Origin of the sequence: Rubrivirga sp. SAORIC476, from assembly GCF_002283555.1 — a bacterium.
In the GTDB taxonomy this organism is placed as follows: domain Bacteria; phylum Bacteroidota; class Rhodothermia; order Rhodothermales; family Rubricoccaceae; genus Rubrivirga.
The window spans coordinates 1-20674 of sequence record NZ_MVOI01000009.1; the positions used below are offsets into that span (position 1 = coordinate 1).

At 67.0% G+C, this 20674-nt stretch carries 28 protein-coding genes and 1 pseudogene; all 29 read right to left on the bottom strand.

From position 1 onward, the window contains the following. Nucleotides 1-190 precede the first annotated feature (190 nt). A complete protein-coding gene (locus B1759_RS20275) occupies nucleotides 191-793 on the bottom strand; it encodes a hypothetical protein (protein ID WP_233134434.1) in 603 nt (200 codons plus the stop codon). Nucleotides 794-823: 30 nt separating this feature from the next. Continuing rightward, nucleotides 824-1321: pseudogene (locus B1759_RS20555) on the bottom strand (pentapeptide repeat-containing protein); the annotation flags it as partial. A gap of 89 nt (nucleotides 1322-1410) precedes the next feature. Continuing rightward, the gene (locus B1759_RS19425) at nucleotides 1411-1662 is read right to left on the bottom strand and encodes a hypothetical protein (RefSeq protein WP_143537442.1); all 252 of its coding nucleotides are present in this window, start codon (nucleotides 1660-1662) and stop codon (nucleotides 1411-1413) included. 228 nt (nucleotides 1663-1890) lie between these two features. Next, on the bottom strand, nucleotides 1891-2871 hold the full coding sequence (pfkA, locus tag B1759_RS16270) for a 6-phosphofructokinase (protein ID WP_095516146.1): 981 nt from the start codon (nucleotides 2869-2871) through the stop codon (nucleotides 1891-1893). Nucleotides 2872-3020: 149 nt separating this feature from the next. Beyond that, nucleotides 3021-3995 carry an N-acetylmuramoyl-L-alanine amidase-like domain-containing protein gene (locus tag B1759_RS16275; RefSeq protein WP_143537443.1) on the bottom strand — a complete coding sequence of 325 codons (975 nt, stop codon included), beginning with the start codon at nucleotides 3993-3995 and terminating at the stop codon, nucleotides 3021-3023. A 95-nt stretch (nucleotides 3996-4090) separates the two neighbouring features. Then, nucleotides 4091-4711 carry a leucyl/phenylalanyl-tRNA--protein transferase gene (gene aat, locus B1759_RS16280; protein WP_095516148.1) on the bottom strand — a complete coding sequence of 207 codons (621 nt, stop codon included), beginning with the start codon at nucleotides 4709-4711 and terminating at the stop codon, nucleotides 4091-4093. 61 nt (nucleotides 4712-4772) lie between these two features. After that, nucleotides 4773-5573: a ZIP family metal transporter gene (locus B1759_RS16285; RefSeq protein WP_095516180.1), complete on the bottom strand. Its 801-nt coding sequence runs from the start codon at nucleotides 5571-5573 to the stop codon at nucleotides 4773-4775. Between the two features lie 45 nt (nucleotides 5574-5618). After that, nucleotides 5619-5858, bottom strand: coding sequence for a hypothetical protein (locus B1759_RS16290; RefSeq protein WP_095516149.1), 240 nt, complete (start codon nucleotides 5856-5858; stop codon nucleotides 5619-5621). 133 nt (nucleotides 5859-5991) lie between these two features. Further along, entirely contained in the window at nucleotides 5992-6570 is a 579-nt protein-coding gene (gene def, locus B1759_RS16295; protein ID WP_095516150.1) for a peptide deformylase, read from the bottom strand. A 79-nt stretch (nucleotides 6571-6649) separates the two neighbouring features. Then, the gene (gene ruvX, locus B1759_RS16300; RefSeq protein ID WP_095516151.1) at nucleotides 6650-7075 is read right to left on the bottom strand and encodes a Holliday junction resolvase RuvX; all 426 of its coding nucleotides are present in this window, start codon (nucleotides 7073-7075) and stop codon (nucleotides 6650-6652) included. Between the two features lie 24 nt (nucleotides 7076-7099). Next, on the bottom strand, nucleotides 7100-7489 hold the full coding sequence (locus tag B1759_RS16305; RefSeq protein ID WP_095516152.1) for an HU family DNA-binding protein: 390 nt from the start codon (nucleotides 7487-7489) through the stop codon (nucleotides 7100-7102). Between the two features lie 214 nt (nucleotides 7490-7703). After that, a complete protein-coding gene (locus B1759_RS16310; RefSeq protein ID WP_095516181.1) occupies nucleotides 7704-9998 on the bottom strand; it encodes a bifunctional (p)ppGpp synthetase/guanosine-3',5'-bis(diphosphate) 3'-pyrophosphohydrolase in 2295 nt (764 codons plus the stop codon). 261 nt (nucleotides 9999-10259) lie between these two features. Next, nucleotides 10260-10949: a 50S ribosomal protein L17 gene (gene rplQ / locus B1759_RS20560; RefSeq protein ID WP_095516153.1), complete on the bottom strand. Its 690-nt coding sequence runs from the start codon at nucleotides 10947-10949 to the stop codon at nucleotides 10260-10262. Between the two features lie 82 nt (nucleotides 10950-11031). Continuing rightward, nucleotides 11032-12009, bottom strand: a complete 978-nt coding sequence (locus B1759_RS16320; protein WP_095516154.1) for a DNA-directed RNA polymerase subunit alpha — start codon at nucleotides 12007-12009, stop codon at nucleotides 11032-11034. Nucleotides 12010-12087: 78 nt separating this feature from the next. Then, nucleotides 12088-12690, bottom strand: coding sequence for a 30S ribosomal protein S4 (gene rpsD / locus B1759_RS16325; RefSeq protein WP_095516155.1), 603 nt, complete (start codon nucleotides 12688-12690; stop codon nucleotides 12088-12090). A gap of 212 nt (nucleotides 12691-12902) precedes the next feature. Further along, on the bottom strand, nucleotides 12903-13301 hold the full coding sequence (gene rpsK, locus B1759_RS16330) for a 30S ribosomal protein S11 (RefSeq protein WP_095516156.1): 399 nt from the start codon (nucleotides 13299-13301) through the stop codon (nucleotides 12903-12905). Between the two features lie 149 nt (nucleotides 13302-13450). Beyond that, nucleotides 13451-13831, bottom strand: coding sequence for a 30S ribosomal protein S13 (rpsM, locus tag B1759_RS16335; protein ID WP_095516157.1), 381 nt, complete (start codon nucleotides 13829-13831; stop codon nucleotides 13451-13453). An 85-nt stretch (nucleotides 13832-13916) separates the two neighbouring features. Continuing rightward, entirely contained in the window at nucleotides 13917-14033 is a 117-nt protein-coding gene (gene rpmJ / locus B1759_RS16340; RefSeq protein ID WP_095510537.1) for a 50S ribosomal protein L36, read from the bottom strand. A 127-nt stretch (nucleotides 14034-14160) separates the two neighbouring features. Continuing rightward, complete coding sequence (gene infA / locus B1759_RS16345; protein ID WP_095516158.1) at nucleotides 14161-14379, bottom strand: translation initiation factor IF-1; 219 nt, start codon at nucleotides 14377-14379, stop codon at nucleotides 14161-14163. A gap of 27 nt (nucleotides 14380-14406) precedes the next feature. Then, on the bottom strand, nucleotides 14407-15261 hold the full coding sequence (map, locus tag B1759_RS16350) for a type I methionyl aminopeptidase (RefSeq protein WP_095516159.1): 855 nt from the start codon (nucleotides 15259-15261) through the stop codon (nucleotides 14407-14409). After that, complete coding sequence (secY, locus tag B1759_RS16355) at nucleotides 15262-16602, bottom strand: preprotein translocase subunit SecY (RefSeq protein WP_095516160.1); 1341 nt, start codon at nucleotides 16600-16602, stop codon at nucleotides 15262-15264. It abuts the gene before it with no gap. Between the two features lie 53 nt (nucleotides 16603-16655). After that, nucleotides 16656-17117 carry a 50S ribosomal protein L15 gene (gene rplO / locus B1759_RS16360; RefSeq protein WP_095516161.1) on the bottom strand — a complete coding sequence of 154 codons (462 nt, stop codon included), beginning with the start codon at nucleotides 17115-17117 and terminating at the stop codon, nucleotides 16656-16658. Nucleotides 17118-17300: 183 nt separating this feature from the next. Next, the gene (gene rpmD, locus B1759_RS16365; RefSeq protein WP_095516162.1) at nucleotides 17301-17480 is read right to left on the bottom strand and encodes a 50S ribosomal protein L30; all 180 of its coding nucleotides are present in this window, start codon (nucleotides 17478-17480) and stop codon (nucleotides 17301-17303) included. 78 nt (nucleotides 17481-17558) lie between these two features. Continuing rightward, the gene (gene rpsE / locus B1759_RS16370; RefSeq protein WP_095516163.1) at nucleotides 17559-18113 is read right to left on the bottom strand and encodes a 30S ribosomal protein S5; all 555 of its coding nucleotides are present in this window, start codon (nucleotides 18111-18113) and stop codon (nucleotides 17559-17561) included. Nucleotides 18114-18126: 13 nt separating this feature from the next. Then, nucleotides 18127-18477, bottom strand: a complete 351-nt coding sequence (rplR, locus tag B1759_RS16375) for a 50S ribosomal protein L18 (protein WP_095516164.1) — start codon at nucleotides 18475-18477, stop codon at nucleotides 18127-18129. A 105-nt stretch (nucleotides 18478-18582) separates the two neighbouring features. Further along, a complete protein-coding gene (gene rplF, locus B1759_RS16380; RefSeq protein ID WP_095516165.1) occupies nucleotides 18583-19149 on the bottom strand; it encodes a 50S ribosomal protein L6 in 567 nt (188 codons plus the stop codon). A gap of 54 nt (nucleotides 19150-19203) precedes the next feature. Next, a complete protein-coding gene (gene rpsH / locus B1759_RS16385) occupies nucleotides 19204-19605 on the bottom strand; it encodes a 30S ribosomal protein S8 (RefSeq protein WP_095516166.1) in 402 nt (133 codons plus the stop codon). 100 nt (nucleotides 19606-19705) lie between these two features. Beyond that, nucleotides 19706-20023 (bottom strand): 30S ribosomal protein S14, encoded by a 318-nt coding sequence (gene rpsN / locus B1759_RS16390; RefSeq protein WP_095516167.1) that lies wholly within the window; start codon nucleotides 20021-20023, stop codon nucleotides 19706-19708. 30 nt (nucleotides 20024-20053) lie between these two features. Then, a complete protein-coding gene (gene rplE, locus B1759_RS16395) occupies nucleotides 20054-20623 on the bottom strand; it encodes a 50S ribosomal protein L5 (RefSeq protein WP_095516168.1) in 570 nt (189 codons plus the stop codon). Nucleotides 20624-20674 lie beyond the last annotated feature (51 nt).

The window sequence follows — 20674 nt, forward strand, 5'->3', positions numbered from 1 at the left end:
ATCGACGCTCGCGCCCGTGGAATCGACGCTCGCGCCCGTGGAACAGGTGACCGCTCAGCCGCCTTTGGCTGACGGCATGAAGGATTGAGCGAGCAACGTACGCGGCGACCTCACACCGAAGCAAGAACGCTAGCGCCGAAGGTCGGCCTGCAGCGGTGGGTTCTGCGGCCCAGCGTGAGTGCGATTTATTTCACCCGTCCGCACTCTCAACAATGCGCTCAGCCAGCGAGTCGTACCCGTCCTGACTGTATACGAGTATGGGCCGAACCCACTGGTAGCGCTCGAAGTGTTCAAACATGCCATACGGGTGGTGACCCTCTGCGATGATCGGTTGAATCGGAACCGACGGGAGGTGAGGTACGATCGTTGTCAACTCCTGAGGGACGCTACGAGGCTCGGTGATGTCGGCGACTACAAAACGGGCGAGATGAGCGAGCGTCGAGACGGTCTCGGTCACGTCACGGGACTCGGGTCCGTCAAAGTCGAATAGTACCGGTACGTACCCCAGACAACTAAGGTCGTCCCGAATTCGGTCAAGCACTGCCTTCCGCTCGGCCGTGAAACGGCCGAGGACGAGAACAACCCGTGAGGTGATCGTATCGATGACATCACGGACCTTCGGGTTGCTGAGAAGGAGGTTGATGAACTGTGCAACTTCTAGGGAGCCAACTGTTACGACGGGACCTCTTTGGCTTTTATAGAACTCGTCCTCCTCCTCGGGCTCACCGTACCGCTCCCTCCACTCGTCTCTCGTAGCAATGAGTTCTCGCTGATGCGTCTGCTCGGTCGTCACGTCCCACGCTGAGACTCCGTACACGTAAGCGCCAACTAGAGACGATCCACTCAGGTTAGCGCGCACCAGAGACATGTGAGAGAGGTCAGCCCCGGCGAAGGAGCAACGAGAGAACGTAGTCTCCCGTGCGGCGCAGTAGGCGAGGCGCGCCCTATCGAACGAGCAGTCCTCGAAGAACGCGCGACTCAGGACGCTATTCCCGAGACGAGCCCCCACTAGCGAGCACCGCTCAAACCCAGCATCAACTAAGTCAGAATGAGTGATTTTAGCTCCGTCTAACTTGCAATCAACGAACCACGCATTCCGAATCGTGGACGACATTAGAAAGCAGTTTGAGAAGTCGTACCCGTACAGGCTTGGCAAGTCGTATGGATCATCGGAGGGAAAGGCATCCATGAAGGACAGCCCTGCCATGTAAGGCTCAGTCCCTAGCGAACCCCTCTCAGCATTCCAAGCCTCGGCACCACGTCGGAGCAATTCGACTGCAGGCCGGATACGGTCTTCATCGGACTGCGGACGTCGCCTCATGAGTAATAGTCGTTGCTGGGCAAAGACTCGCCCTCAATCTCGAGAAGGTTCGAGGCCGCAGAACAGGGGGCCGTTCTGCGGCCGCCCTATCACTCTGCGGCTCGGTCCTCAGACCACGGGTCGTCTAGCTCGATAAATAGGTTGTTCAGTCCTCCTCGGAGAGCTGGGTACACGAAATCAACCGAGCCCTTATCGACGTTCTCCTGAACGTGCTTCACGAACTCGGAGCCGTAGTTAACCCGGACCAGAACTGGGTCGTCGTTCGTCGAACGACCATCGGCTACCCGTTCCTCAAGTTCCTCTATCAGGGAACGAACGGTGCGTTGCTTGGGCTGCGCCATGGAATTAGAGTCAGTGTTTATGCAGGTGCGGGCAGTAGGCCGCAGAACCAGTGATTATGCGGAATGCACAGTCACCAGACCTGGTGACCTCTCACCAAATATAGACATCTCTCACTCCACCTAGTGACTCACCTGCCTCGGGGCCGTGGGGGATCTCTTCCCCCGTGGGGGAGGAGAAGGACTAGCCATGTCGGCGTCCGACATGCCCGCCTCGGTGCCGAGGCGGGGCTAGCTGAGCAGTTCGGTCAGCTGGAGCAGGTCGTAGTCCACGTCCTTCTTGCGGCTCCAGACGTTGCGCATGGGCGTCAGCTTGAGGTCGTTGTTGACGATGCCGACCATCACGCCGTCGTGGCCCTCCATGAGCGCCTCGACGGCCGCCGCACCGAGGCGGGAGGCCAGGACGCGGTCGCGGGCGGTGGGCGAGCCGCCGCGCTGGATGTGGCCGAGCACCGAGACGCGCGTGTCGATGCGGTCGAAGGCGGGGTCCTGCGCGAGCGCCTGGCGGATCATGTGGGCGCCGCCGAGTTCGTCGCCCTCAGCCACGACCACGATGCTGGACCGGCTCTGACTCGCCATCAGCGACAGGATGCGGTCCTTGATGGCGACCACGTCGGTCATCATCTCCGGAATCAACACCAGTTCGGCGCCGCCGCCGATGCCGCAGGCGAGCGCGATGAAGCCCGTGTCGCGGCCCATCACCTCGACCAGGAACAGCCGGTCGTGCGCGTCGGCCGTGTCGCGGATCTTGTCGATCGAGTCGAGGGCCGTGTTGAGGGCGGTGTCGAAGCCGATGGTCTCGTCGGTTCCGAAGAGGTCGTTGTCGATGGTGCCGGGGCAGCCGACGACGGCGATGCCGTGCTCGTGGGCGAGGTGCGTCGCGCCCTGGAGCGTGCCGTCGCCGCCGATGGCGATGAGCGCGTCGATGCCGACCTCGCGGAGCTTCGCGGCGGCCTCGGCGCGGCCCTCGGGCGTCCGGAAGCGGTCCGAGCGGGCGCTCTTGAGGATCGTGCCGCCCATCTGGAGGATGTTGGACACCGACTGCTTGTCCATCTCGACGAAGTCGCCGTCGATCATGCCGGCGTAGCCGCGCTTGATGCCGTACACCTCCAGCCCCTCGGCCAGGGCGCAGCGGACGGATGCCCGGATGCAGGCGTTCATGCCGGGGGAGTCGCCGCCGGAGGTGAACACGCCGATTCGCTTGAGGTCCATGTCGAGCCCAGAGGGTGAGGTGGCAAGATCGGACCGAAGGCGGGGTCGTGAGAAGAGGAGCCGCCGAGAAGAGGAGAAGAGAGACCCGTAGCGGTGCTCCACGGGTCGGGCGAGGGCTCCCGCGTCGGCGCCTCCTGGACCGTCGGCCTCTACCCTTCCTGCCTCGGGTCGAGGGGGCGCACGACCACCACGCCGATCTGGCTGGAGATGCCCTGCACGTAGCTGGCGAGGTCGTCGGAGATCTTGACCTCGTCGGACGAGAGCGACGCGTGCATGAAGCCGGTGTGGGCGGCCGTCTTGTGGACGAAGCCGGTGTGCGTCACGTCCAGCCCGCCGATGCGCGTCGCAGTCGCGATGATGTCGCCCGCCTGCATGCCGTCGTAGGCGCCCGCGATCCGGTTCTGGGGGATGTAGAACAGCTCGGCGCCTGCCAGCGACGCCTCCATGTCGAGAATGCAGGCGTAGGTCGAGTCGGACGCCATGCGCGGGTACGCGTCGCGGTGCTCGCCCATGAAGGTGAGCCGCTTCTCGAAGGCCTCGCCCCCGATGGCCGCAGTGATGTTGTCGAGCGTGCCGCGGCGCGCGTTGTCGCGGATCCAGTCGGAGAAGTAGTGGAGGCGCGAGCAGTAGCCGTCGAGGTCGCCGTCCCGGTAGCGGAGCGTCCGGACGCCGTCGGCGTAGGCCTGGTAGTCGGTCTCGCCGAGGGCGATCATGCGCGACAGCGACAGCACGTTCTCGATGTAGAGCACGCAGTCGAAGGCGGTCAGGTCGACGACGAGCGTCTCGGACTCGGGCGCGTCCAGCATCCCGGCGACGTAGGGCTGGCCGAGCAACTGCTCGCCGACCCACTGGACGATCTCGCCATACGGACGCGCGGCGACACCCTGCGCGGCGGCGTCGTTCAGGATGCGCCGGAAGACGGCCATCGTCTCCGGGTCGGCCGCCTCGGTGGTGTCGGCGGGGAGGTCGGCGTCGGAGAGCGGCGCCGCGTTGGAGGCCGGAGGCGCGGCCGGAAGGACCTCGGCGTCGGCGACGGTCGTCGGGCGGGCGTCGGGCTCGGCGGCCTGCTGGCCGCACGACGCGCCGAGGGCGGACAGGCTGAGGGCGAGGACGAGGCGGAGCATGGCGCGGGCGGTGGGACGGTCGGTGAACGCCCGATCCACCGGAGTGGTGCCGAGGCGGGCGGAGTCGCAAGATCGGAACGCGCCCTCCCCTGCCCTCACCCGCGGCGGATTTCCTTCTCCACGCGGCGGTCGATGGCGTGCCAGTCGGCCGCGGTGGTCATCGCCACGGCGAGGCGCCGCTCGAACGCCGAGCGCGGGATCTCGACCACGCCGAACCGCGCGAGGTGGCCAGTCGACATCTGGGTGTCGAGCAGCACGAAGCCGCCCGCGCGCAGCCGCTCGACCAGGTGCACCAGCGCCACCTTCGAGGCGTCGCGGACGCGCGTCACCATGCTCTCGCCGAAGAAGGCGCCGTTCAGCGCCACGCCGTACAGGCCGCCCGCGAACGCTCCGTCGGCCCAGCACTCGACGCTGTGGGCGTATCCGCGCTCGTGGAGCCCGACGTACGCCTCGGCGATGTCCTCCGAGATCCAGGTCTCGTCGTGGTCCGCCCGAGGGGCGGCGCAGGCGCGGACGGTGCCCTCGAAGTCGCGATCCACGACGACCTCGAAGCGCCCCTGGCGGACGGTCTTGGCGAGCGTCTTGGGGACGTGAAAGGCGTCCAGCGGCAGGACAGCCCGCGGGTCCGGCGCGTACCACCCGATCTCGCCGTTGGGGTCCGCCATCGGAAACACGCCGATGCGGTAGGCGCCGAGCAGGAGGTCCGGTGTGAGCACAGGGAAGGGACGAGCGGGGGCGGCCGGATGACGTTCCGTCCGCGGAGCCGGCCACCGCCGCTCAGCTCAGCAGCAGCGGCAGGGCCATCACGGCGATGCCCAGGAGCATCATGACCAGCTGGCCGACCGCCTTGGTGGCGGGGTAGCTGTGACGGCGGTTCAGTTCGGGGATGAGGTCGCTCCCGGCGATGTAGAGGAACGCGCCCGCCGTGATCGGCAGCAGCACGTCCGACAGGCCGTCGACGCGGCTGCCGAGCACGAGCACGAGGACCGCGCCGACGAGCCCGCCGAGGCCGGCGATGAAGTTGTACAACAGCGCCTTCTTGGGTGAGTAGCCGCCATACACCAGCACGCCGAAGTTGCCGATCTCCTGCGGGATCTCGTGGAGCATCACCGCCAGCGTGGTCACCACGCCGGTCTGGATGGAGACCATGTAGGCGGCCGCCACGATGGCGCCGTCGATCAGGTTGTGGGCCACGCTCCCGACGAGGTTGACGAGCGCGAACGGCGCCCCGGCGTCCAGGCCGTGGTGGTGGCCGTGGTGGACGTGCCCGGTCGCCCCCTCCAGCGCCTCCGGCGCGCCGTGCTGGTGGCGCCAGTGGAGAAACTTCTCCAGCACGAAGAAGGCCACGACCCCGGTCAGCACGAGCAGGCCCGTCGCGGGGCCGCCGCCGAGCGCCTCGTAGCTCTCCGGAATCAGGTGGAGGAGCGCCCCGCCCAGCATCGCGCCGACCGCGAAGGCGACCAGCAGGAAGATGGTCCGCTCCAGACGGGCCTTCCCGAGCGAGAGCGTGAACACGCCCGCCAGCGAGACCAGCGAGATCGCGAGGACGGAGAGCAGGGCGGCGGCCGAGGGGTTCACGAGCAATCGGTGCAGAGCCAGCGGACGCGGCGCCGTCGGTCAGGCTTACTGATAGCCCTTGCCTTCTGCTTCCGCCTTCCGGACGGCCTCCTCGTCCAGGGTCACGGTGGGCTTGTCGACGCCGAGCGAGCCCACGTCCTCGACGCGGTTCATCTCGGGCGCCTGCTCCTCGGAGAGGTCGTCGTCGCTGTTGGGCTGGTTGCCCATGCCCGACTTGTCTTGCGCGTAGTCGGGGCGCTCGTCGCGGAGGTGGAGCGGGTCGTCTTTGGTAGAGAGGTCGGCCATGGCGTCAGGCAGAAGAGAAGGGCCGGGTGTACGGCGGTCACCGCGGCGGGGTCCGGTGCGAGCGAACTCCGCCGCCTCGGTGCCGGGATGGTCGGTGCCGGGATGGAGAGACCAGGGAGGCCTCCGCCTCTCCTCAGGTTGCGAACGCGAGCGGGTAGTCTGCCTCGACGTCGCCGCGGGCGATGGCCTTGAGGCGGCGGCCGAGGAACTTGCGGCGCAACGGCGAGAGGTAGTCCAGGTAGAGGACGCCGTCGAGGTGGTCGGCCTCATGCTGGATGACGCGCGCCAGCGGGCCGTCGACGGGCCACTCGTGCGACACGAAGTGGCGGTCGAGGAACCGGATCGTCAGGGCGTCGGGCCGCCAGACCGTCTCGCGGAGGTCCGGGATCGAGAGGCAGCCCTCCTCGACCTCGACCTCCGGGCCGTCCTCGTCGAGCACGATCTCGGGATTGATGAACACGAGCGGGCCGGTCGCATAGTCTGGCACGTTCCCCTCCTCGTCCGCCAGGTCGTCCGCGTAGGTCGTCAGGTCGGCGACGAAGAGGCGAAGCGAGTGGCCCACCTGCGGAGCGGCGAGGCCGGCTCCATGCGCCACGCCCATCGTCTCGATCATGTCGTCGATGAGCGTCTGGAGGTCGGGACTGTCGGCCTCGATCTCAGCGGCGCGCTGGCGGAGGATCGGCTGGCCGTAGGCGTAGATCGGGAGGACCATCAGGGGTGCGGGGCGGGGACGGCAGGATAGCCGGAAGCGCACGTCGCGTTCCCTCGGCTGCCCCCTTTCAGCACCCGTTTCACCCGGCCTGCTCGTCGAGCCAGTCCTGGAGGATGACGCAGGCCGCCGCGGCGTCGATGGTGCCCTTCTCGCGTCGGCGCTTCCTGGAGACTCCGGCGGCGACGAGGTCGTCCACCGCGCGGCGCGACGAGTCGCGCTCGTCCTGGAGCACGACCTCGGCGTCCGGGGCGGCCTTCTTGAGCCGCCCGAGGAACGGGCGCACGCGGTCGACGGCGGCCCCCTCTCCACCGTCGTCGGCCAGCGGCCAGCCGACGACCAGCACGCCCACGCCCTCGTCAGTCACGAGGCGGGCCAGCTCGCGCAGCGCCTCGCCCGGCGGGAACGTGCCGAGCGGGCGCGCGAAGAGTCGAAGCGGGTCAGCGAGCGCGATGCCGACGCGGCGGTCGCCGTAGTCGACCCCGGCGACGCGGGGCTGGGAGGTCATGCGCGCAAGCTAGCCGCCGTGGCGTCAGGCCGCCTTCGCCCGGTACTCGGGGTGGTCGGCGCTCCCCTCGGGAATCGCGTAGCCGAGTTCCTCCAGGGGCTCCTGCAGCGTCTCGCGAAGGCGCTTGCCGGGCTTGAAGTGCGTCTTGCGCCGAGCCGGGATGAAGACCGTCTGGTTGGTCTTCGGGTTGCGAGCCTTCGGCTTGGCCTTGGTCTTCTTGACCTCGAAGACCCCGAAATCACGAAGCTCGATGCGGACCTCGGGGTCCGCAGAAGCCATCATGTCCCGGATCGCTTCGATGGTGGCCTGCACCCAGGGCTCGCACTTGTAAAGGGGCTCTCCGGTCGCGGCGGCCACCTCGCGGGCGACATCCTTCTTGGTGAGCGTGGGCGTACGGGAGGTGTTGGATTCCATCGTGGTGGGAGTGAATCGCGAGCGAAGCGCACATATCGTGCGAGGATTGCGAGACCGAGGACGTCCCAGAGGACCTCCCTGGCTGTAAAGGCCACCGAATAACAGCCTTACCCCGCCCAAACTACGACCGCCGCCACCTGCGTATCCGGCAAGACGAACATTCACCCGCTCCTCGGGCTTCCCCCCAAAGCCTTTTGCACATACCCCCTAGACGCTACTCCTCGCGGTACACCCCGAAGATGCCGTCGAGCCGGTTGAGCCGCTTCGTGATGCGCCGCAGTTGCTTCACGTCGCTGACGTACAGGACGATGGTACCCTCGAACATGCCGTCCTCCGACGTGACCGTGATCGAGCGGATGTTGGTCTTCAGGCTCTTCGAGATCACGGCCGTCATATCGCTCACCATGCCGACGCGGTCCTCCCCCACCACGCGCAGCGTCGACGAGAACTGGACGTCCTTCTGACGGCTCCACTCGACCGGGATGACGCGCTCGGCATGGTCCGAAAAGAGGTGGTTGGCGTTCTTGCACGCCTTCCGGTGGATCTTGACGACGCCCGTCTTGGAGAGGAAGCCGAACACGTCGTCGCCAGGGATGGGGCCGCAGCAGGTGGCGTACTCGACGGCCAGGTCGGTATGCCGCTCGCCCTCGATGACGAGGGCCGTCCGCCCTCCGCTCCGCTCGCGGGCATCCTCCCGGAAGTCGACGGCGTCGACTTCGAGGAGCGCGGGCGAGACGCCCGGCGGCGGGGCGTCCGGAGCCTCGGCCTGGAGGCCGTGCTTGAGCGCGGTGACGAACTCGGCCGGGTCGTACTGGCCGGTCCCGATCTCGTAGAACAACTGCTGGGCGGACGCGAACCGGAGCCCGGTCGCCCACTTGTTGATGACCTGCTCGTCGGGCTTCAGCTTGGCACGGGCGAGCTTCTTGTCGAGCAGTTCGCGACCGTGCGCGACCGCCTTCCGGCGCCGCTCATTGACCCAGTGCTTGATGCGCGACTGGGCCTTGTGGGTGACCACGAAGCTGGCCCAGTCCGGGTTGGGCGTCTGGCGCTTCGAGGTCAGGATCTCTACCTGCTCCCCCGACTGGAGCCGGTACGAGAGCGGTACCATCTTGCCGTCGGCCTTGGCGCCGATGCAGTGGAAGCCGACCTCCGAATGGATCTGGAAGGCGAAGTCGACCGGCGTGGCACCGCGCGGGAGGGTGACGAGGTCGCCGCCGGGGGTGAAGACGTAGATCTCCTCGTCGTAGAGGTTGAGCTGGAACTGGCGGACGAACTCGCCCGCGTCGTCGGGCGTGGGGTTCTCCAGCAGGTCGCGGACCCAGGCGTACATCTCGTCGATGCGCGCCTCGCTGGCGCCGGCGGTGGCGCTCTCGGGCGCGGCGCCGTCGCCGCCGGTGGCGCCCTCCTTGTACTTCCAGTGCGCCGCGACTCCGCGTTCCGCGATCTCGTGCATCTCCGCCGTCCGGATCTGGATCTCAACGGCCCGGCCTTCGGGACCGATCACGGTCGTGTGGAGGCTCTGGTAGCCGTTCGACTTGGGCACCGAGATGAAGTCCCGGAAGCGCGCAGCCAGCGGCGGGTAGCGAGCCGTCAGCGCCGAGTAGACGCGCCAGCAGTCCTCGCGCCCCTGCTTGCCGGTCGTGTGGAGGATGACGCGGATCGCGAACAGGTCGTAGACCTCGTCCAGTTCCACGTTCTGCCGCCGCATCTTGTTGTAGATGGACGTGAAGCTCTTGGGGCGCCCGTAGATGTGGAAGTCGAACCCCTCGGCCTCAAGCTCGGTGCGGAGGGGGTCGATGAAGCGCTCGATGTAGCGCTCGCGCTGGCGGCGCTTGGCGTTGAGGCCGTCGGCGATCTCGCGGTAGGCCTCCGGCTGGAGATACTTCAGCGACAGGTCCTCCAGCTCCGTCTTGACCTCGTGGAGGCCGAAGCGGTGGGCGAGCGGCGCGAACAGCTCCTGCGTCTCGGCGGCGATGCGGAGTTGCTTCTCAGGGGGCATGGCCCCCAGCGTCCGCATGTTGTGGAGGCGGTCGGCGAACTTGACCAGGATGACGCGCACGTCCGACGCCATCGACAGCATCAGCTTGCGGACGTTCTCGGCGCGGCCGAGGGCGCGGTTCTCGAACACGCTCCCGATCTTGGTGACGCCATCGGTGATGCGCGCGACTTCGGTTCCGAACTCGCTCTCCAGCAGGTCCAGGGACAGGTCGGTGTCCTCCACGGTGTCGTGGAGCAGGGCCGCGGCGACGGTCACGTCGTCCATGCGGATGTCCTTGGCCGCGATGAGCGCGACCTCCAGCGGGTGCGAGATGTAGAGTTCTCCGGAGGCGCGGCGGTCGTCGCGATGGGCCCAGTAGGCGACGCGAAAGGCCCGGCGGATCAGGTCCTCGTCTACGCGAGGCAGGTTGCGCTCGCAGTGCTCCAGGAGCACGCGCAGGCGGCGCTCGTACTCGGGCGCGACGACGAGCACGTCGAGGTGGCGGTGGAGGTCGGCGGAGGCGGAGATCATGGCGAGCCGGGCGTCCCGCAAGAACGCGCGAGCCGCGTCCGTCGGGCCCGGAAGGTAGGAAGACTCTGGGACCTCAGTCCTCCGGAGTCCCCTCTCTGCCCGCCTGGCACTCGCGCGGGGCGCTCGCGGACAGCAGATCGACGCTCGCCATCTCCCCTACGAGTCCGGGAACGGCTCCTCCCCCACCGCAAGAACCGGAACGGAAACGGGGCCCCGTTCCGAAGAACAGGGCCCCGCAGGACCTGCTGACGAACCGGGGTCTTACCGGTTGTCGTGGCTCCGACCGAGGTTCTCGGCGTCGGCGCCCGGACCGGGCTCGCCGGTGCCGGTCGTCGCCCCCTGCTCGGCGTCCGGGTGCTCGTCGGCCGACGGCGGCACCTGCACGCTGCCGGTCGCATCCGGGTTGGGCGCGTCGCTGGCGACGGCCTCGGCCGGCTGGCTCTCGGGCACATCGGCCTCGGGCGTCTCCGTCACGTCCGATGCAGGCGTCGAGGCGGCCGGGGTCGGCGTGGTCGAGGCGGGCTTGGAGCCACTCTTGCGACGCGAACGACGCGTCTTCTTGGACGAGCTCTTCGAGCCGTCGGGCTTGACGTCGTTGAAGTCGACGAGCTCGACGATGACCACCTCGGCTGCGTCGCCGGCACGCTGGCCGAGCTTCACGATGCGGGTGTAGCCACCGGGACGGTCGCCGACCTTCTCCATGACCTCGTCATAGAGCGTCTTGACGGCCTCCTTGTCACCCAGCTTCTTGAAAGCGAGACGGCGCGAGTGCGTCGAGTCGTCCTTGCCGTGGGTGATGATGGGCTCGACGTAACGGCGGAGCGCCTTGGCCTTGCCGAAGGTCGTCTTGATCCGCTTGTGCATCAGCAGCGCGGAGGACATCTGCTGGAGCGTCGCCTTCCGGTGGGAGGCGGTCCGGCCGATCTTCAGGATCTTGTTTCCGTGGTTCATATCGGTACTGGGTACGAGGTACTGGGTGCCGAGCACGCGGAGGCCGAAGCCCTGTGCCGCGTGCACTGCGCCCCCATACCCTCTAGTTCATGTCGCCGTAGCGCTCGACGTCCATGCCGAAGCGCAGGCCGCGCTCGTCGAGGACCTGGACGAGCTCCAGCAGGGACTTGCGGCCGAAGTTGCGGAACTTGAGCATCTCGCTCTCCTCCCGACGCACGAGGTCGCCGATGGTCTTGATGGACGCGGCCCGGAGGCAGTTCTGCGCGCGGACCGAGAGGTCGAGGTCGTCGACCGACTGGCCCAAGATCGCGCGGACGCGCTGCACTTCGGCGTCGACCTCCGTCTCCTCGGCGTCCTGACCGGTCGAGGTGTCGACCTCGACGAACAGGCCGATGTGATCCCGGAGGATCGCGGCGGCGTTCGTGAGGGCGTCCTCCGCCGAGAGGCTGCCGTCCGTCTCGACCTCGAGCGTGAGCCGCTCGTAGTCGATCTTGTCGCCGACGCGCGTCGGAGTGACGTGGTAGCGGACGTTCAGGATCGGCGTAAAGATCGCGTCGATGGCGACGACGCCGATGGGGTCGTCGGCCCGCTTGTTGTCCTCGGCACCGACGTAGCCACGGCCCTGCTCGATCCGGAGATCGATGCGGACGTCGGCATCCTCGGCCAGGGTCGCGATGTGGTGGTCGGGGTTGAGAACCTCGAAGTCCGCCGTGTTGTCGGCGATGTCCTTCGCGGTCCACGTGCCCTGGCCTTCGAGGTGGATCGAGACCGAGCCCTCGTCCTCCTCCTCGGCCCGGAAGCGGACACCCTTGAGGTTGAGGATGATGTCGGTCACGTCCTCGGTCACGCCGGGGATCGTCGAGAACTCGTGCTGAACGCCGTCGATGCGGACGGCCGTGATGGCCGTGCCAGAGAGGGACGAGAGGAGGACGCGCCGAAACGCATTCCCGATGGTGACGCCGTAGCCGCGCTCGAGCGGCTGGACGACGAACCGCCCGTACGTCTCGTTCATCTCCTCGACCTGCACGCCGTCGGGCATCTGGAGCTGAATCTGTGCCATAATTGAGGCTTGTCGTTGCATGAAGGAGAGCGAGGCGCCCCGCACGGCCCAGACGGACCAGGCAGGGCGCCGGGCGGGTTACTTGCTGTAGAGCTCGACGATGAGCTGCTCCCGGATGTTTTCCGGGATGTCCTCGCGCGCCGGGAAGTCGAGGAACTTGCCCTTCAGGCTGTCGCGATCGACCTCCAGGAAGGGGTAGTTGCGACGGTTCACGCTAACCGCGTCCTGCACCATGTCGAGGTTCTTCGACTTGGGGCGGATCTCGACGATGTCGCCGGGGCGGAGCTGGTGGCTCGGGATGCCCGAGACGCGCTCGTTGACCATCACGTGTCCGTGCGTGACCAGCTGGCGGGCCTGGCGGCGCGTCCGCGCGAAGCCGAGCCGGAAGACGACGTTGTCCAGGCGAGCCTCCAGGAACTGGAGGAGGTTCTCGCCGGTGACGCCCTTCTTGCGGGCCGCCTTCTCGAACAGGTTCCGGAACTGGCGCTCCAAGAGACCATAGGTGTACTTCACCTTCTGCTTCTCCTTGAGCTGCGTCGAGTACTCGGACTCGCGACGGCGGCGGGCATTGCCGTGCTGGCCGGGGCCGTAGGGCTTGCGATCGAGGGCCTTGGAGGGCCCGAAGATGGGCTCGCCGAAGCGGCGGGCGATCTTCTGCTTGGGTCCGCGGTAACGGGCCATGGGATGTTGTCTGTGTCTCGTGAGTCGGCCGACCGGGGCTACGGTGCGACCAGGGAACTACGTGCGCACCGCCCCCGAGTACCACCAGCGGTGGGTCGAGGCGGGCGCAACCGGGCTTCTGCCCGCGACGATGCGAGAGGGAGAGCAGGTACGGACGAGAGCAGAAGGAGGAACACGTTCCTCACCGTCTGCACACGTCCACGCCTCTCCACTCAGACGCGGCGACGCTTGGGCGGCCGGCAGCCGTTGTGGGGAATCGGAGTGGTGTCGCGGATCGAGAGGACCTCGAGGCCGGCGATGGCGAGTGCGCGAATGGCGCCCTCACGACCGGAGCCAGGGCCCTTCACGTAGCAGTCGACGCGGCGGAGCCCGAGATCGTAGGCCTCCTTGGCCGCCTCGGTGCCCGCGACCTGGGCCGCGTACGGGGTGTTCTTCCGCGAGCCGCGGAAACCCATCTTGCCCGACGAGCTCCACGAGATCGTGTTGCCGTACGCGTCGGTGATGGTGATGAGGACGTTGTTGAAGGACGCCTTGATGTAGGCGTTGCCGTTCGACTCGACCTGGACCTTCTTCTTGCGGCCGCCGCGGGCGGGACGCTGTGCCTTAGCCATCTGTACAGGGGGTGAGAGCCTGAGGGCTCAGAGGTGAGACGAGGGAGGTGCGTCAGGGGTGGTCCCGACTGTAGGATGCCTGCGTGCAACCCTCCTCGCAAAAACGAGCGCGCCTCGGTCGGCCCAGCAGGCCGCCGAGGCGGGCGCATCTACTTGCGCGGTGCCTTCTTCTTGCCGGCGACCGTCTTCTTGCGGCCCTTGCGCGTGCGCGCGTTCGTCTTGGTCCGCTGGCCACGCACGGGCAGGCTGCGACGGTGACGAAGGCCGCGATAGCAGCCGATGTCCATCAGCCGCTTGATGTTGAGCTGCGTCTCCGTCCGGAGCGAGCCCTCCACCACGTACGTGTCCTCGATGAGGGTGCGGACGCGACGGGTCTCGTCCTCAGTCCACTCATCGGGGTACGTGTTCTGGTCGAGGCCGACGCGCTCGAGGATCTCCTCGGCGCGGCTGTTCCCGATCCCGAAGATCGAGGTCAGAGCGATCACGCCGCGCTTGCGGCCGGGGACGTCGACTCCTGCGATTCGAGGCATAGTGTTCTGTAGCTGTCAGTGATCAGCGGTCAGAGGGGCGCGTCCCGGTCGAGCGAATCGCTGACCCCTGAACGCTGACCGCTCCTTACCCCTGGCGCTGCTTGTGCTTGGGGTTCTTCTTGTTGATGATGTAGATGCGGCCCTTGCGGCGGACGATCTTGTCGTCGGCCGACCGCTTCTTGACGCTGGCGCGAACCTTCATGGTCGTGTCGAGGCTGGAGGGGTGGCCGGGAACGGCCGGTCTGGAAGAACGCTCCGGACGGACGCAGAAGTCCCCCAGATGGCGTGAAAAGCCCGCCGAACTCGCGCAGATGGCGACGGCGGACCCGCTACTTGTAGCGGTAGACGATCCGACCCTTGGTGAGGTCGTACGGCGACATCTCGACCGTCACGCGGTCGCCGGGAAGGATGCGGATGTAGAACTTCCGCATCTTGCCGGAGAGGAGACCGAGGATCTCGTGTCCGTTCTCCAGCTCCACGCGGAACTGGGCGTTCGGGAGGGCCTCGGTGACTTTGCCGTCTTGTCGGATCGCAGGCTGCTTCGCCATTCGGGAGCGCCGGAGCGCAGGTGGTTTCTAGGACTCGGGGGCGACAGCAGCGGCCGGAGCCGCAGTGGATTCGCCGCGCGCCGTCGCGAGCGCGGCTTCGATCAGGTGATACGAGGAGAGCACCTCCGCGGCTCCGCGCTGCACGAGAACCATATGTTCGAAGTGCGCGCTCAACGCTCCGTCCGCCGTCCGGACCGTCCAGCCATCCGCGTCGACGGTCACATCGCCGGTGCCGCCGTTGATCATCGGCTCAATGCAGATGGTGAGGCCGGACTGGAGCTTCTTGCCTACGCCACGGCGCCCGAGGTTGGGGACGTTCGGAGGCTCGTGAAGCCGCTTGCCGACCCCGTGCCCCACCAGGTCACGGACGACCCCGTAGCCTCGGCTCTCGCAATAGGTCTGGACTGCGTACCCGATGTCACCGACGCGGTTGCCTGCCGTCGCCTGTTCGATGCCCGCATACAGCGAGGCGCGGGTCGCATCCAGGAGAGCCTTCGCCTCGGCTGAGATCTCTCCGACCGCGAAGGTGTACGCGAAGTCGCCGAAGTAACCATCCAGCTCGACGCCGCAGTCGAGGGTCACGACGTCTCCTTCCACAAGCGGCATCTCGCTCGGAATGCCGTGGACCACGACATCGTTGACCGAGATGCACAGGCTGCCCGGGAATGGAGGTGTGCCTCCACCCTGCTGATATCCCTTGAACGCGGGTCGCCCACCGGCCTCGCGGATGACCGCCTCGGCGGCCTCGTCGAGGCGGAGCGTGGGAACGCCGGGCTGGATGAGCGCAGCCGCCGCGGCCAGTGCGCGCTCGACGACTTTCGCCGCCTTGCGGATGCCCGCGACGTCCGCGTCGGACTTGAGTTGGATGCGCCCGATCGCCATCTATCGGCGTCGGCCGCGGACGCGACCCGTCTTCATGAAGCCGTCGTAGTGACGCATCAAGAGGTGGCTCTCGACCTGCTGCAGTGTATCCAGCGTCACGCCGACGAGGATCAGCAGGCTCGTGCCGCCGAAGAACTGCGCGAAGCCCTGCTGGACCCCGAACTGCGCCGCGATGGCAGGCAGAATGGCCACGAAGCCGATGAACAGCGCTCCGGGCAGCGTGATACGCGTCAGGATGGTGTCGATGAACTCGCTCGTCTGGCGACCCGGGCGGACGCCCGGGATAAATCCGCCCTGACGCTTCATCGTGTCGGCCATCTCCTGCGGGTTCACCGCAATGGCCGTGTAGAAGTAGGTAAAGAAGACGCAGATGACGAAGAACATCGCCGAGTACCAGAACCCGAAGATGTCGCCGGTCGCAGTGCCCACCGTCTGCCAGAAGGCGCTCTCCTGGAAGAACGAGGCGATCGTGCTCGGGATGAACATGATCGACTGCGCGAAGATGATCGGCATGACGCCCGCGGCGTTGACTCGAAGCGGGAGGTACTGCGTGCTGCCGCCCATCTGCTTGCGCCCGATCACGCGCTTGGCGTACTGGACCGGAATCCGCCGCGTGCCCTGCGTCACGTAGACCACACCTGCCGTCACGAGGAACAGCGCGGCCAGCTCGATCAGGAAGATGAAGATGTTCGTGTCCGCCCGACCGATGTTGGCCCCGATCTGGGGCATCTCGTTCAGGAGCGACTGCGGCAGGAAGGCGATGATGCCGATCATGATGATCAGCGAGATGCCGTTGCCGATCCCCTTCTCCGTGATCCGCTCACCGAGCCACATCACGAACACCGTGCCTGCCGTCAGGCAGATCACGCAGACGACCGTAAACGCCCAGGCCGGAATGACGATGGCCGTCCCGGATGTTGCCTGCAGGTTGATCGCGTAGCCGATCGACTGGAGCGCCGTGATGCCGATGGTCCCGTATCGGGTCCACTGCGTGATCTTCCGGCGCCCGTCCTCTCCTTCTCGCTGGAGCTTCTGGATCGGAGCCCACACCGCGCCGAGCAGCTGGATGATGATCGAGGCCGTGATGTACGGCATGATCCCCAACGCGAAGACGCCCGCCCGGAAGAAGGCACCGCCGACGAACAGGTTGAAGAGGCCAAAGAGGCCGCCCTGGTTCGGGTTGGCGTTCGCCAGTTCCTGGAGTGCGATCGCGTCGACGCCCGGGAGGGTCACATAGGACCCGAGCCGGTAGACGATCAGGATGCCCAGCGTAAAGAGGATCCGCTGCCGAAGCTCGTGGATCTTCCAGATGTTGCGGATCGATTCAGCGACCGAGGCCATGTGAGTTCAGGGTTCAGGGTTCAGGGTTCAGAGTTCAGAGATCTTCCCTGACCCTAGGCCGCGACGACGGTAGCGCTGCCACCGGCCGCCTCGATCTTCTCCTTCGCCGACGCCGAGAAGGCGTGCGCGTGGATGTCCAGCTTGACGCTGAGGTCGCCCGTGCTCAAGATCTTGTACCGACCGTTCTTGCCGCCCATGCCGAGCGACTTCATCGTCTCCGGCGAGACGGTCGCGCCAGCCTCCAGACGTCCCTCCTCCACGAGCGACGTGAAACGACCGAGGTTGATCGGGTCGTAAGCGACGCGGTTGCGGTTCTTGAACCCGCTCTTCGGGACGCGGCGCTGGAGCGGCATCTGGCCGCCTTCGAACCACACCGGGACGCCACCGCCCGAGCGGCTCTTCTGACCCTTGTGGCCCTTCGTGGCCGTATCGCCGTGGCCGGAGCCCTCGCCGCGGCCGATGCGCTTCTTGTTCTTGGTCGAGCCCTTGGCAGGCTTCAGGTTGCTGAGGTCCATCGTATGGGAGGCTGGAATCGCCGGCAGAGCCGACTCGCGAGGCGCCGCACGCGGCGCGGTGCCGATGGCGGCACCCGGAAAAGATAGACCGGCCGGGCAGGCTGCCGGGCCGATCCTGGATTCGGTTTTCGATGAAGGGCTGGCTCGTAGAGGCCAGCGCCCTCTCCCCTCTCGGGGCAGGCCCTACGCCTCCTCGACGGAGACGAGGTGCGAGATCTTCGCGACCATGCCGCGGATCTGCGGCGTGGCGTCGAGTTCGACCGTCGTGCCGATCTTGCGGAGACCGAGCGCGACCATGGTCCGCTTCTGATCGCCGGGCCGACGGATGACGCTCTTGGTCTGGGTGATCTTGAGAGTAGACATCGTTCGTGGTGCGTGGTGCGTGGAGAAGTCAGGACGGGCACGCCGCGCGGGGCAACCCCACGTTCTGCGCCCTGCGTCCTAGCCTTCGAACACCTGCTTGATGGAGATGCCGCGGCGGGCGGCGACCTCGCCGGGGTCCTGAAGCGACTTGAGCGCATTCATGGTCGCCGAGACCTGGTTGTGCGGGTTCGACGAGCCCTGGCTCTTCGAGAGCACGTTCGAGATGCCCGCGCACTCGAGGACGGCGCGGACGCCACCGCCGGCAATGACGCCGGTACCCTCAGAGGCGGGCTTCAACAGCACCGTGCCTGCATCGTGGATGCCGCGGACGGCGTGCGGGATCGAGCTGGTGCCCGTCACCGGGACCGCGATCATGTTCTTCTTGGCATCCTCGGTGCCCTTCGAAATCGCATCGGCGACCTCGTTGGCCTTGCCGAGGCCCTGCCCGACCTTGCCGTTGCCGTCACCGACGACCACGACTGCGTTGAACGAGAAGCGGCGGCCGCCCTTGACGACCTTCGCGACGCGGTTCACCGCGACGAGCTTCTCGATGAGATTGGACCGGTTGGCCTCGTTGTCGCGCCCGTCGTTGCGACGACCCCCGCGACCGCCTCGGTTCTGCTGCTGTGCCATGGGTGATTCTGGGTTAGAGGGTGAGGCCGCCATCACGGGCGCCCTCGGCGACCGCCTTGACGTTGCCGTGGTAGCGGTAGCCGCCGCGGTCGAACACGGCGACGGAGACACCGGCCTCCTTCGCCCGCTCCGCGATCCGCTGGCCGACGGCCTTGGACGCATCGACGCCGATGCCGGCATCACCCTCGCGGGTGCTGGCGGCGGCGAGCGTCACGCCTGCGGCGTCGTCGATGAGCTGTGCGTAGATGTGCTTGTTCGAGCGGAACACGCTCAGGCGCGGGCGCACCGGCGTACCGGAGACCTTGGCGCGGATGCGGCGCCGGATGCGGGCGCGCTGCGTGACCTTCTTTGCGGTCTTTGCCATGTTGAGAAAGCGCTGGGGGCCGACGGAGGGGCCGTCTGGCCGCGCAGGGTGTGGAGCAGCCTGCCTCAGCAACTCCGAGAAGAGCGCCGAGGCGGGCGGGGAGGATTAGCGAGCGGCGGTCTTGCCAGCCTTGCGGCGGACGAACTCGTCCACGTACCGGACGCCCTTGCCCTTGTAGGGCTCCGGCGGACGAAGCGCGCGGATCTTGGCAGCCACCTGGCCGACGAGCTGCTTGTCGATGCCGGAGATCTTGACGCGCGGGTTCTGACCGCGGACCGTCGTGGCCTCGATGTCGATGCCGTCCGGCGGGACGAAGTAGATCGGGTGGGAGAACCCGAGCGCGAGCTCGAGCACGTCCAGCCCGGAGACCTTCGTGGCCTCGGCGCGGTAGCCGACGCCGATCACGTCGAGCTCCTTCGTGTAGCCCTCGCTCACGCCCTGCACCATGTTGGCGATCAGGGAGCGCGTCAGACCGTGGAGCGCCTTGTGACGCTTCTGCTCGGTCGGACGGGTGACGACGATCTCGCCCTCCTCGACTGCGACCGAGAGGTCAGGGTCGATGGCGAGCTGGAGCTGGCCCTTGGGGCCCTTGACGGTCACGAGGTTCTTGTCCGTCACGTCGAACGTGACGCCGTCGGCGACCGGGATGGGGAGTTTTCCGATTCGGGACATGGGAGTCTGGGATGTGAGGCCGCCCGCCCGGCGCCTCGCGTTCGTGGAATCGGGTTAGCTGACGGTCGCGAGGACCTCGCCGCCGATACCGGCCCGGCGAGCTTCCTTGTCGGTCATCACGCCCCGGCTGGTCGAGATCACGGCGATACCGAGCCCGTTCATCACGCGCGGCAGATCGCTGGCCCCGACGAACTTGCGAAGGCCCGGCTTCGACACGCGGTCGATGGTCTGGATGACCGGCTTACCGCCGCGCAGGTACTTCAGGTAGATCCGAATCAGACCCTGCTTGTTGTCCTCGACGTTGACATAGTCGGCCACGTAGCCCTTGTCGACGAGGATCTGGGTGATGGCCCGCTTGATGTTCGAGGCCGGCACGTCCACGTAGGGATGGCGGGCCTTCTGGGCGTTGCGGATCCGGGTCAGGTAGTCCGCGACGGGGTCGCTGATTGCACTCATGAGTTCTTCGGCCAGTTCGGGCGGGGTGCCCGCTTGACCGCTAGAGGATGGAAGATGGGGAGTCAAATCCGGAGCCGAGTTCTCTCGGCTCCGAACGAGACTACCAGCTCGACTTGCGGACGCCGGGGATCTTGCCCTCGACAGCCAGCTCGCGGAACACGTTGCGGCAGACGCCGAACGTCCGGATGTAGCCACGCGGACGGCCCGTGAGAGCACACCGGTTGTGGAGGCGGACGGGGCTGGCGTTGCGCGGCAGCTTCTGGAGCTGCTCCGCGATCGCCTGGGCGTCTGCAGGGTTGAAGTCCTCGCTCGTCTTCAGCTGGCGCATCTGCTCCTTCAGTTCGGCGCGCTTGGCGGCGTACTTCTGGACGGTCTTGCGGCGCTTCTTCTCGCGGGCGACGACGCTGGTCTTAGCCATGGGTTTCTCGGTTGGAGTCGGTGTGGCCGCTTACGCGACCTGGGCCTCGCGGCGGACGAAGGGCATCCCGAACGCCTTGAGGAGCGCGTGGGCTTCCTCGTCGGTGTCGGCCGTGGTCACGAACGTGATGTCGAGGCCGGAGATGCGCGGCGTCGAGTCGATGTCGATCTCAGGGAAGATGATCTGCTCCTTGACCCCGAGCGTGTAGTTGCCGCGACCGTCGAACGAGCGGTCCGGCACGCCGCGGAAGTCGCGGACACGGGGGAGCGCGAGCGTGATCAGGCGGTCGACGAACTCCCACATCTTGTCGCCCCGGAGGGTGACTGCGGCGCCGACGGGCATGCCCTCGCGCAGCTTGAAGTTGGAGATCGACTTGCGCGCGTTGCGCACCGTCGGCTGCTGACCGGTGATCTTGCGAAGCTCCTCGAGGGTGTCGTCGAGGATCTTCTTGTTCTGCGAGGCCTCGCCGATGCCCTTGTTGATGACCACCTTCAGAAGGCGGGGCACCTGCATCGGGTTGACGTACTCGAACTGCTCGGTGAGCGCCGGCACGATCTCGGAGCGGTAGCGCTCCTTGAGGCGGGGTGTGTAGTTCTCCATGGGAGGGGCGTCGTCGGGCCGACCGGTTGCGCGGGCGGCCTCGTGGACAAA

Coding starts and splice junctions, on each gene's coding strand:
- B1759_RS19425 (WP_143537442.1), bottom strand. CDS start 1,662: ATGGCGCAGCCCAAGCAACGCACCGTTCGTTCCCTGATAGAGGAACTT.
- pfkA (WP_095516146.1), bottom strand. CDS start 2,871: ATGGACCTCAAGCGAATCGGCGTGTTCACCTCCGGCGGCGACTCCCCC.
- B1759_RS16275 (WP_143537443.1), bottom strand. CDS start 3,995: ATGCTCCGCCTCGTCCTCGCCCTCAGCCTGTCCGCCCTCGGCGCGTCG.
- B1759_RS16290 (WP_095516149.1), bottom strand. CDS start 5,858: ATGGCCGACCTCTCTACCAAAGACGACCCGCTCCACCTCCGCGACGAG.
- def (WP_095516150.1), bottom strand. CDS start 6,570: ATGGTCCTCCCGATCTACGCCTACGGCCAGCCGATCCTCCGCCAGCGC.
- ruvX (WP_095516151.1), bottom strand. CDS start 7,075: ATGACCTCCCAGCCCCGCGTCGCCGGGGTCGACTACGGCGACCGCCGC.
- B1759_RS16305 (WP_095516152.1), bottom strand. CDS start 7,489: ATGGAATCCAACACCTCCCGTACGCCCACGCTCACCAAGAAGGATGTC.
- B1759_RS16310 (WP_095516181.1), bottom strand. CDS start 9,998: ATGATCTCCGCCTCCGCCGACCTCCACCGCCACCTCGACGTGCTCGTC.
- rplQ (WP_095516153.1), bottom strand. CDS start 10,949: ATGAACCACGGAAACAAGATCCTGAAGATCGGCCGGACCGCCTCCCAC.
- B1759_RS16320 (WP_095516154.1), bottom strand. CDS start 12,009: ATGGCACAGATTCAGCTCCAGATGCCCGACGGCGTGCAGGTCGAGGAG.
- rpsD (WP_095516155.1), bottom strand. CDS start 12,690: ATGGCCCGTTACCGCGGACCCAAGCAGAAGATCGCCCGCCGCTTCGGC.
- rpsK (WP_095516156.1), bottom strand. CDS start 13,301: ATGGCTAAGGCACAGCGTCCCGCCCGCGGCGGCCGCAAGAAGAAGGTC.
- rpsM (WP_095516157.1), bottom strand. CDS start 13,831: ATGCCTCGAATCGCAGGAGTCGACGTCCCCGGCCGCAAGCGCGGCGTG.
- rpmJ (WP_095510537.1), bottom strand. CDS start 14,033: ATGAAGGTTCGCGCCAGCGTCAAGAAGCGGTCGGCCGACGACAAGATC.
- infA (WP_095516158.1), bottom strand. CDS start 14,379: ATGGCGAAGCAGCCTGCGATCCGACAAGACGGCAAAGTCACCGAGGCC.
- map (WP_095516159.1), bottom strand. CDS start 15,261: ATGGCGATCGGGCGCATCCAACTCAAGTCCGACGCGGACGTCGCGGGC.
- secY (WP_095516160.1), bottom strand. CDS start 16,602: ATGGCCTCGGTCGCTGAATCGATCCGCAACATCTGGAAGATCCACGAG.
- rplO (WP_095516161.1), bottom strand. CDS start 17,117: ATGGACCTCAGCAACCTGAAGCCTGCCAAGGGCTCGACCAAGAACAAG.
- rpmD (WP_095516162.1), bottom strand. CDS start 17,480: ATGTCTACTCTCAAGATCACCCAGACCAAGAGCGTCATCCGTCGGCCC.
- rpsE (WP_095516163.1), bottom strand. CDS start 18,113: ATGGCACAGCAGCAGAACCGAGGCGGTCGCGGGGGTCGTCGCAACGAC.
- rplR (WP_095516164.1), bottom strand. CDS start 18,477: ATGGCAAAGACCGCAAAGAAGGTCACGCAGCGCGCCCGCATCCGGCGC.
- rplF (WP_095516165.1), bottom strand. CDS start 19,149: ATGTCCCGAATCGGAAAACTCCCCATCCCGGTCGCCGACGGCGTCACG.
- rpsH (WP_095516166.1), bottom strand. CDS start 19,605: ATGAGTGCAATCAGCGACCCCGTCGCGGACTACCTGACCCGGATCCGC.
- rpsN (WP_095516167.1), bottom strand. CDS start 20,023: ATGGCTAAGACCAGCGTCGTCGCCCGCGAGAAGAAGCGCCGCAAGACC.
- rplE (WP_095516168.1), bottom strand. CDS start 20,623: ATGGAGAACTACACACCCCGCCTCAAGGAGCGCTACCGCTCCGAGATC.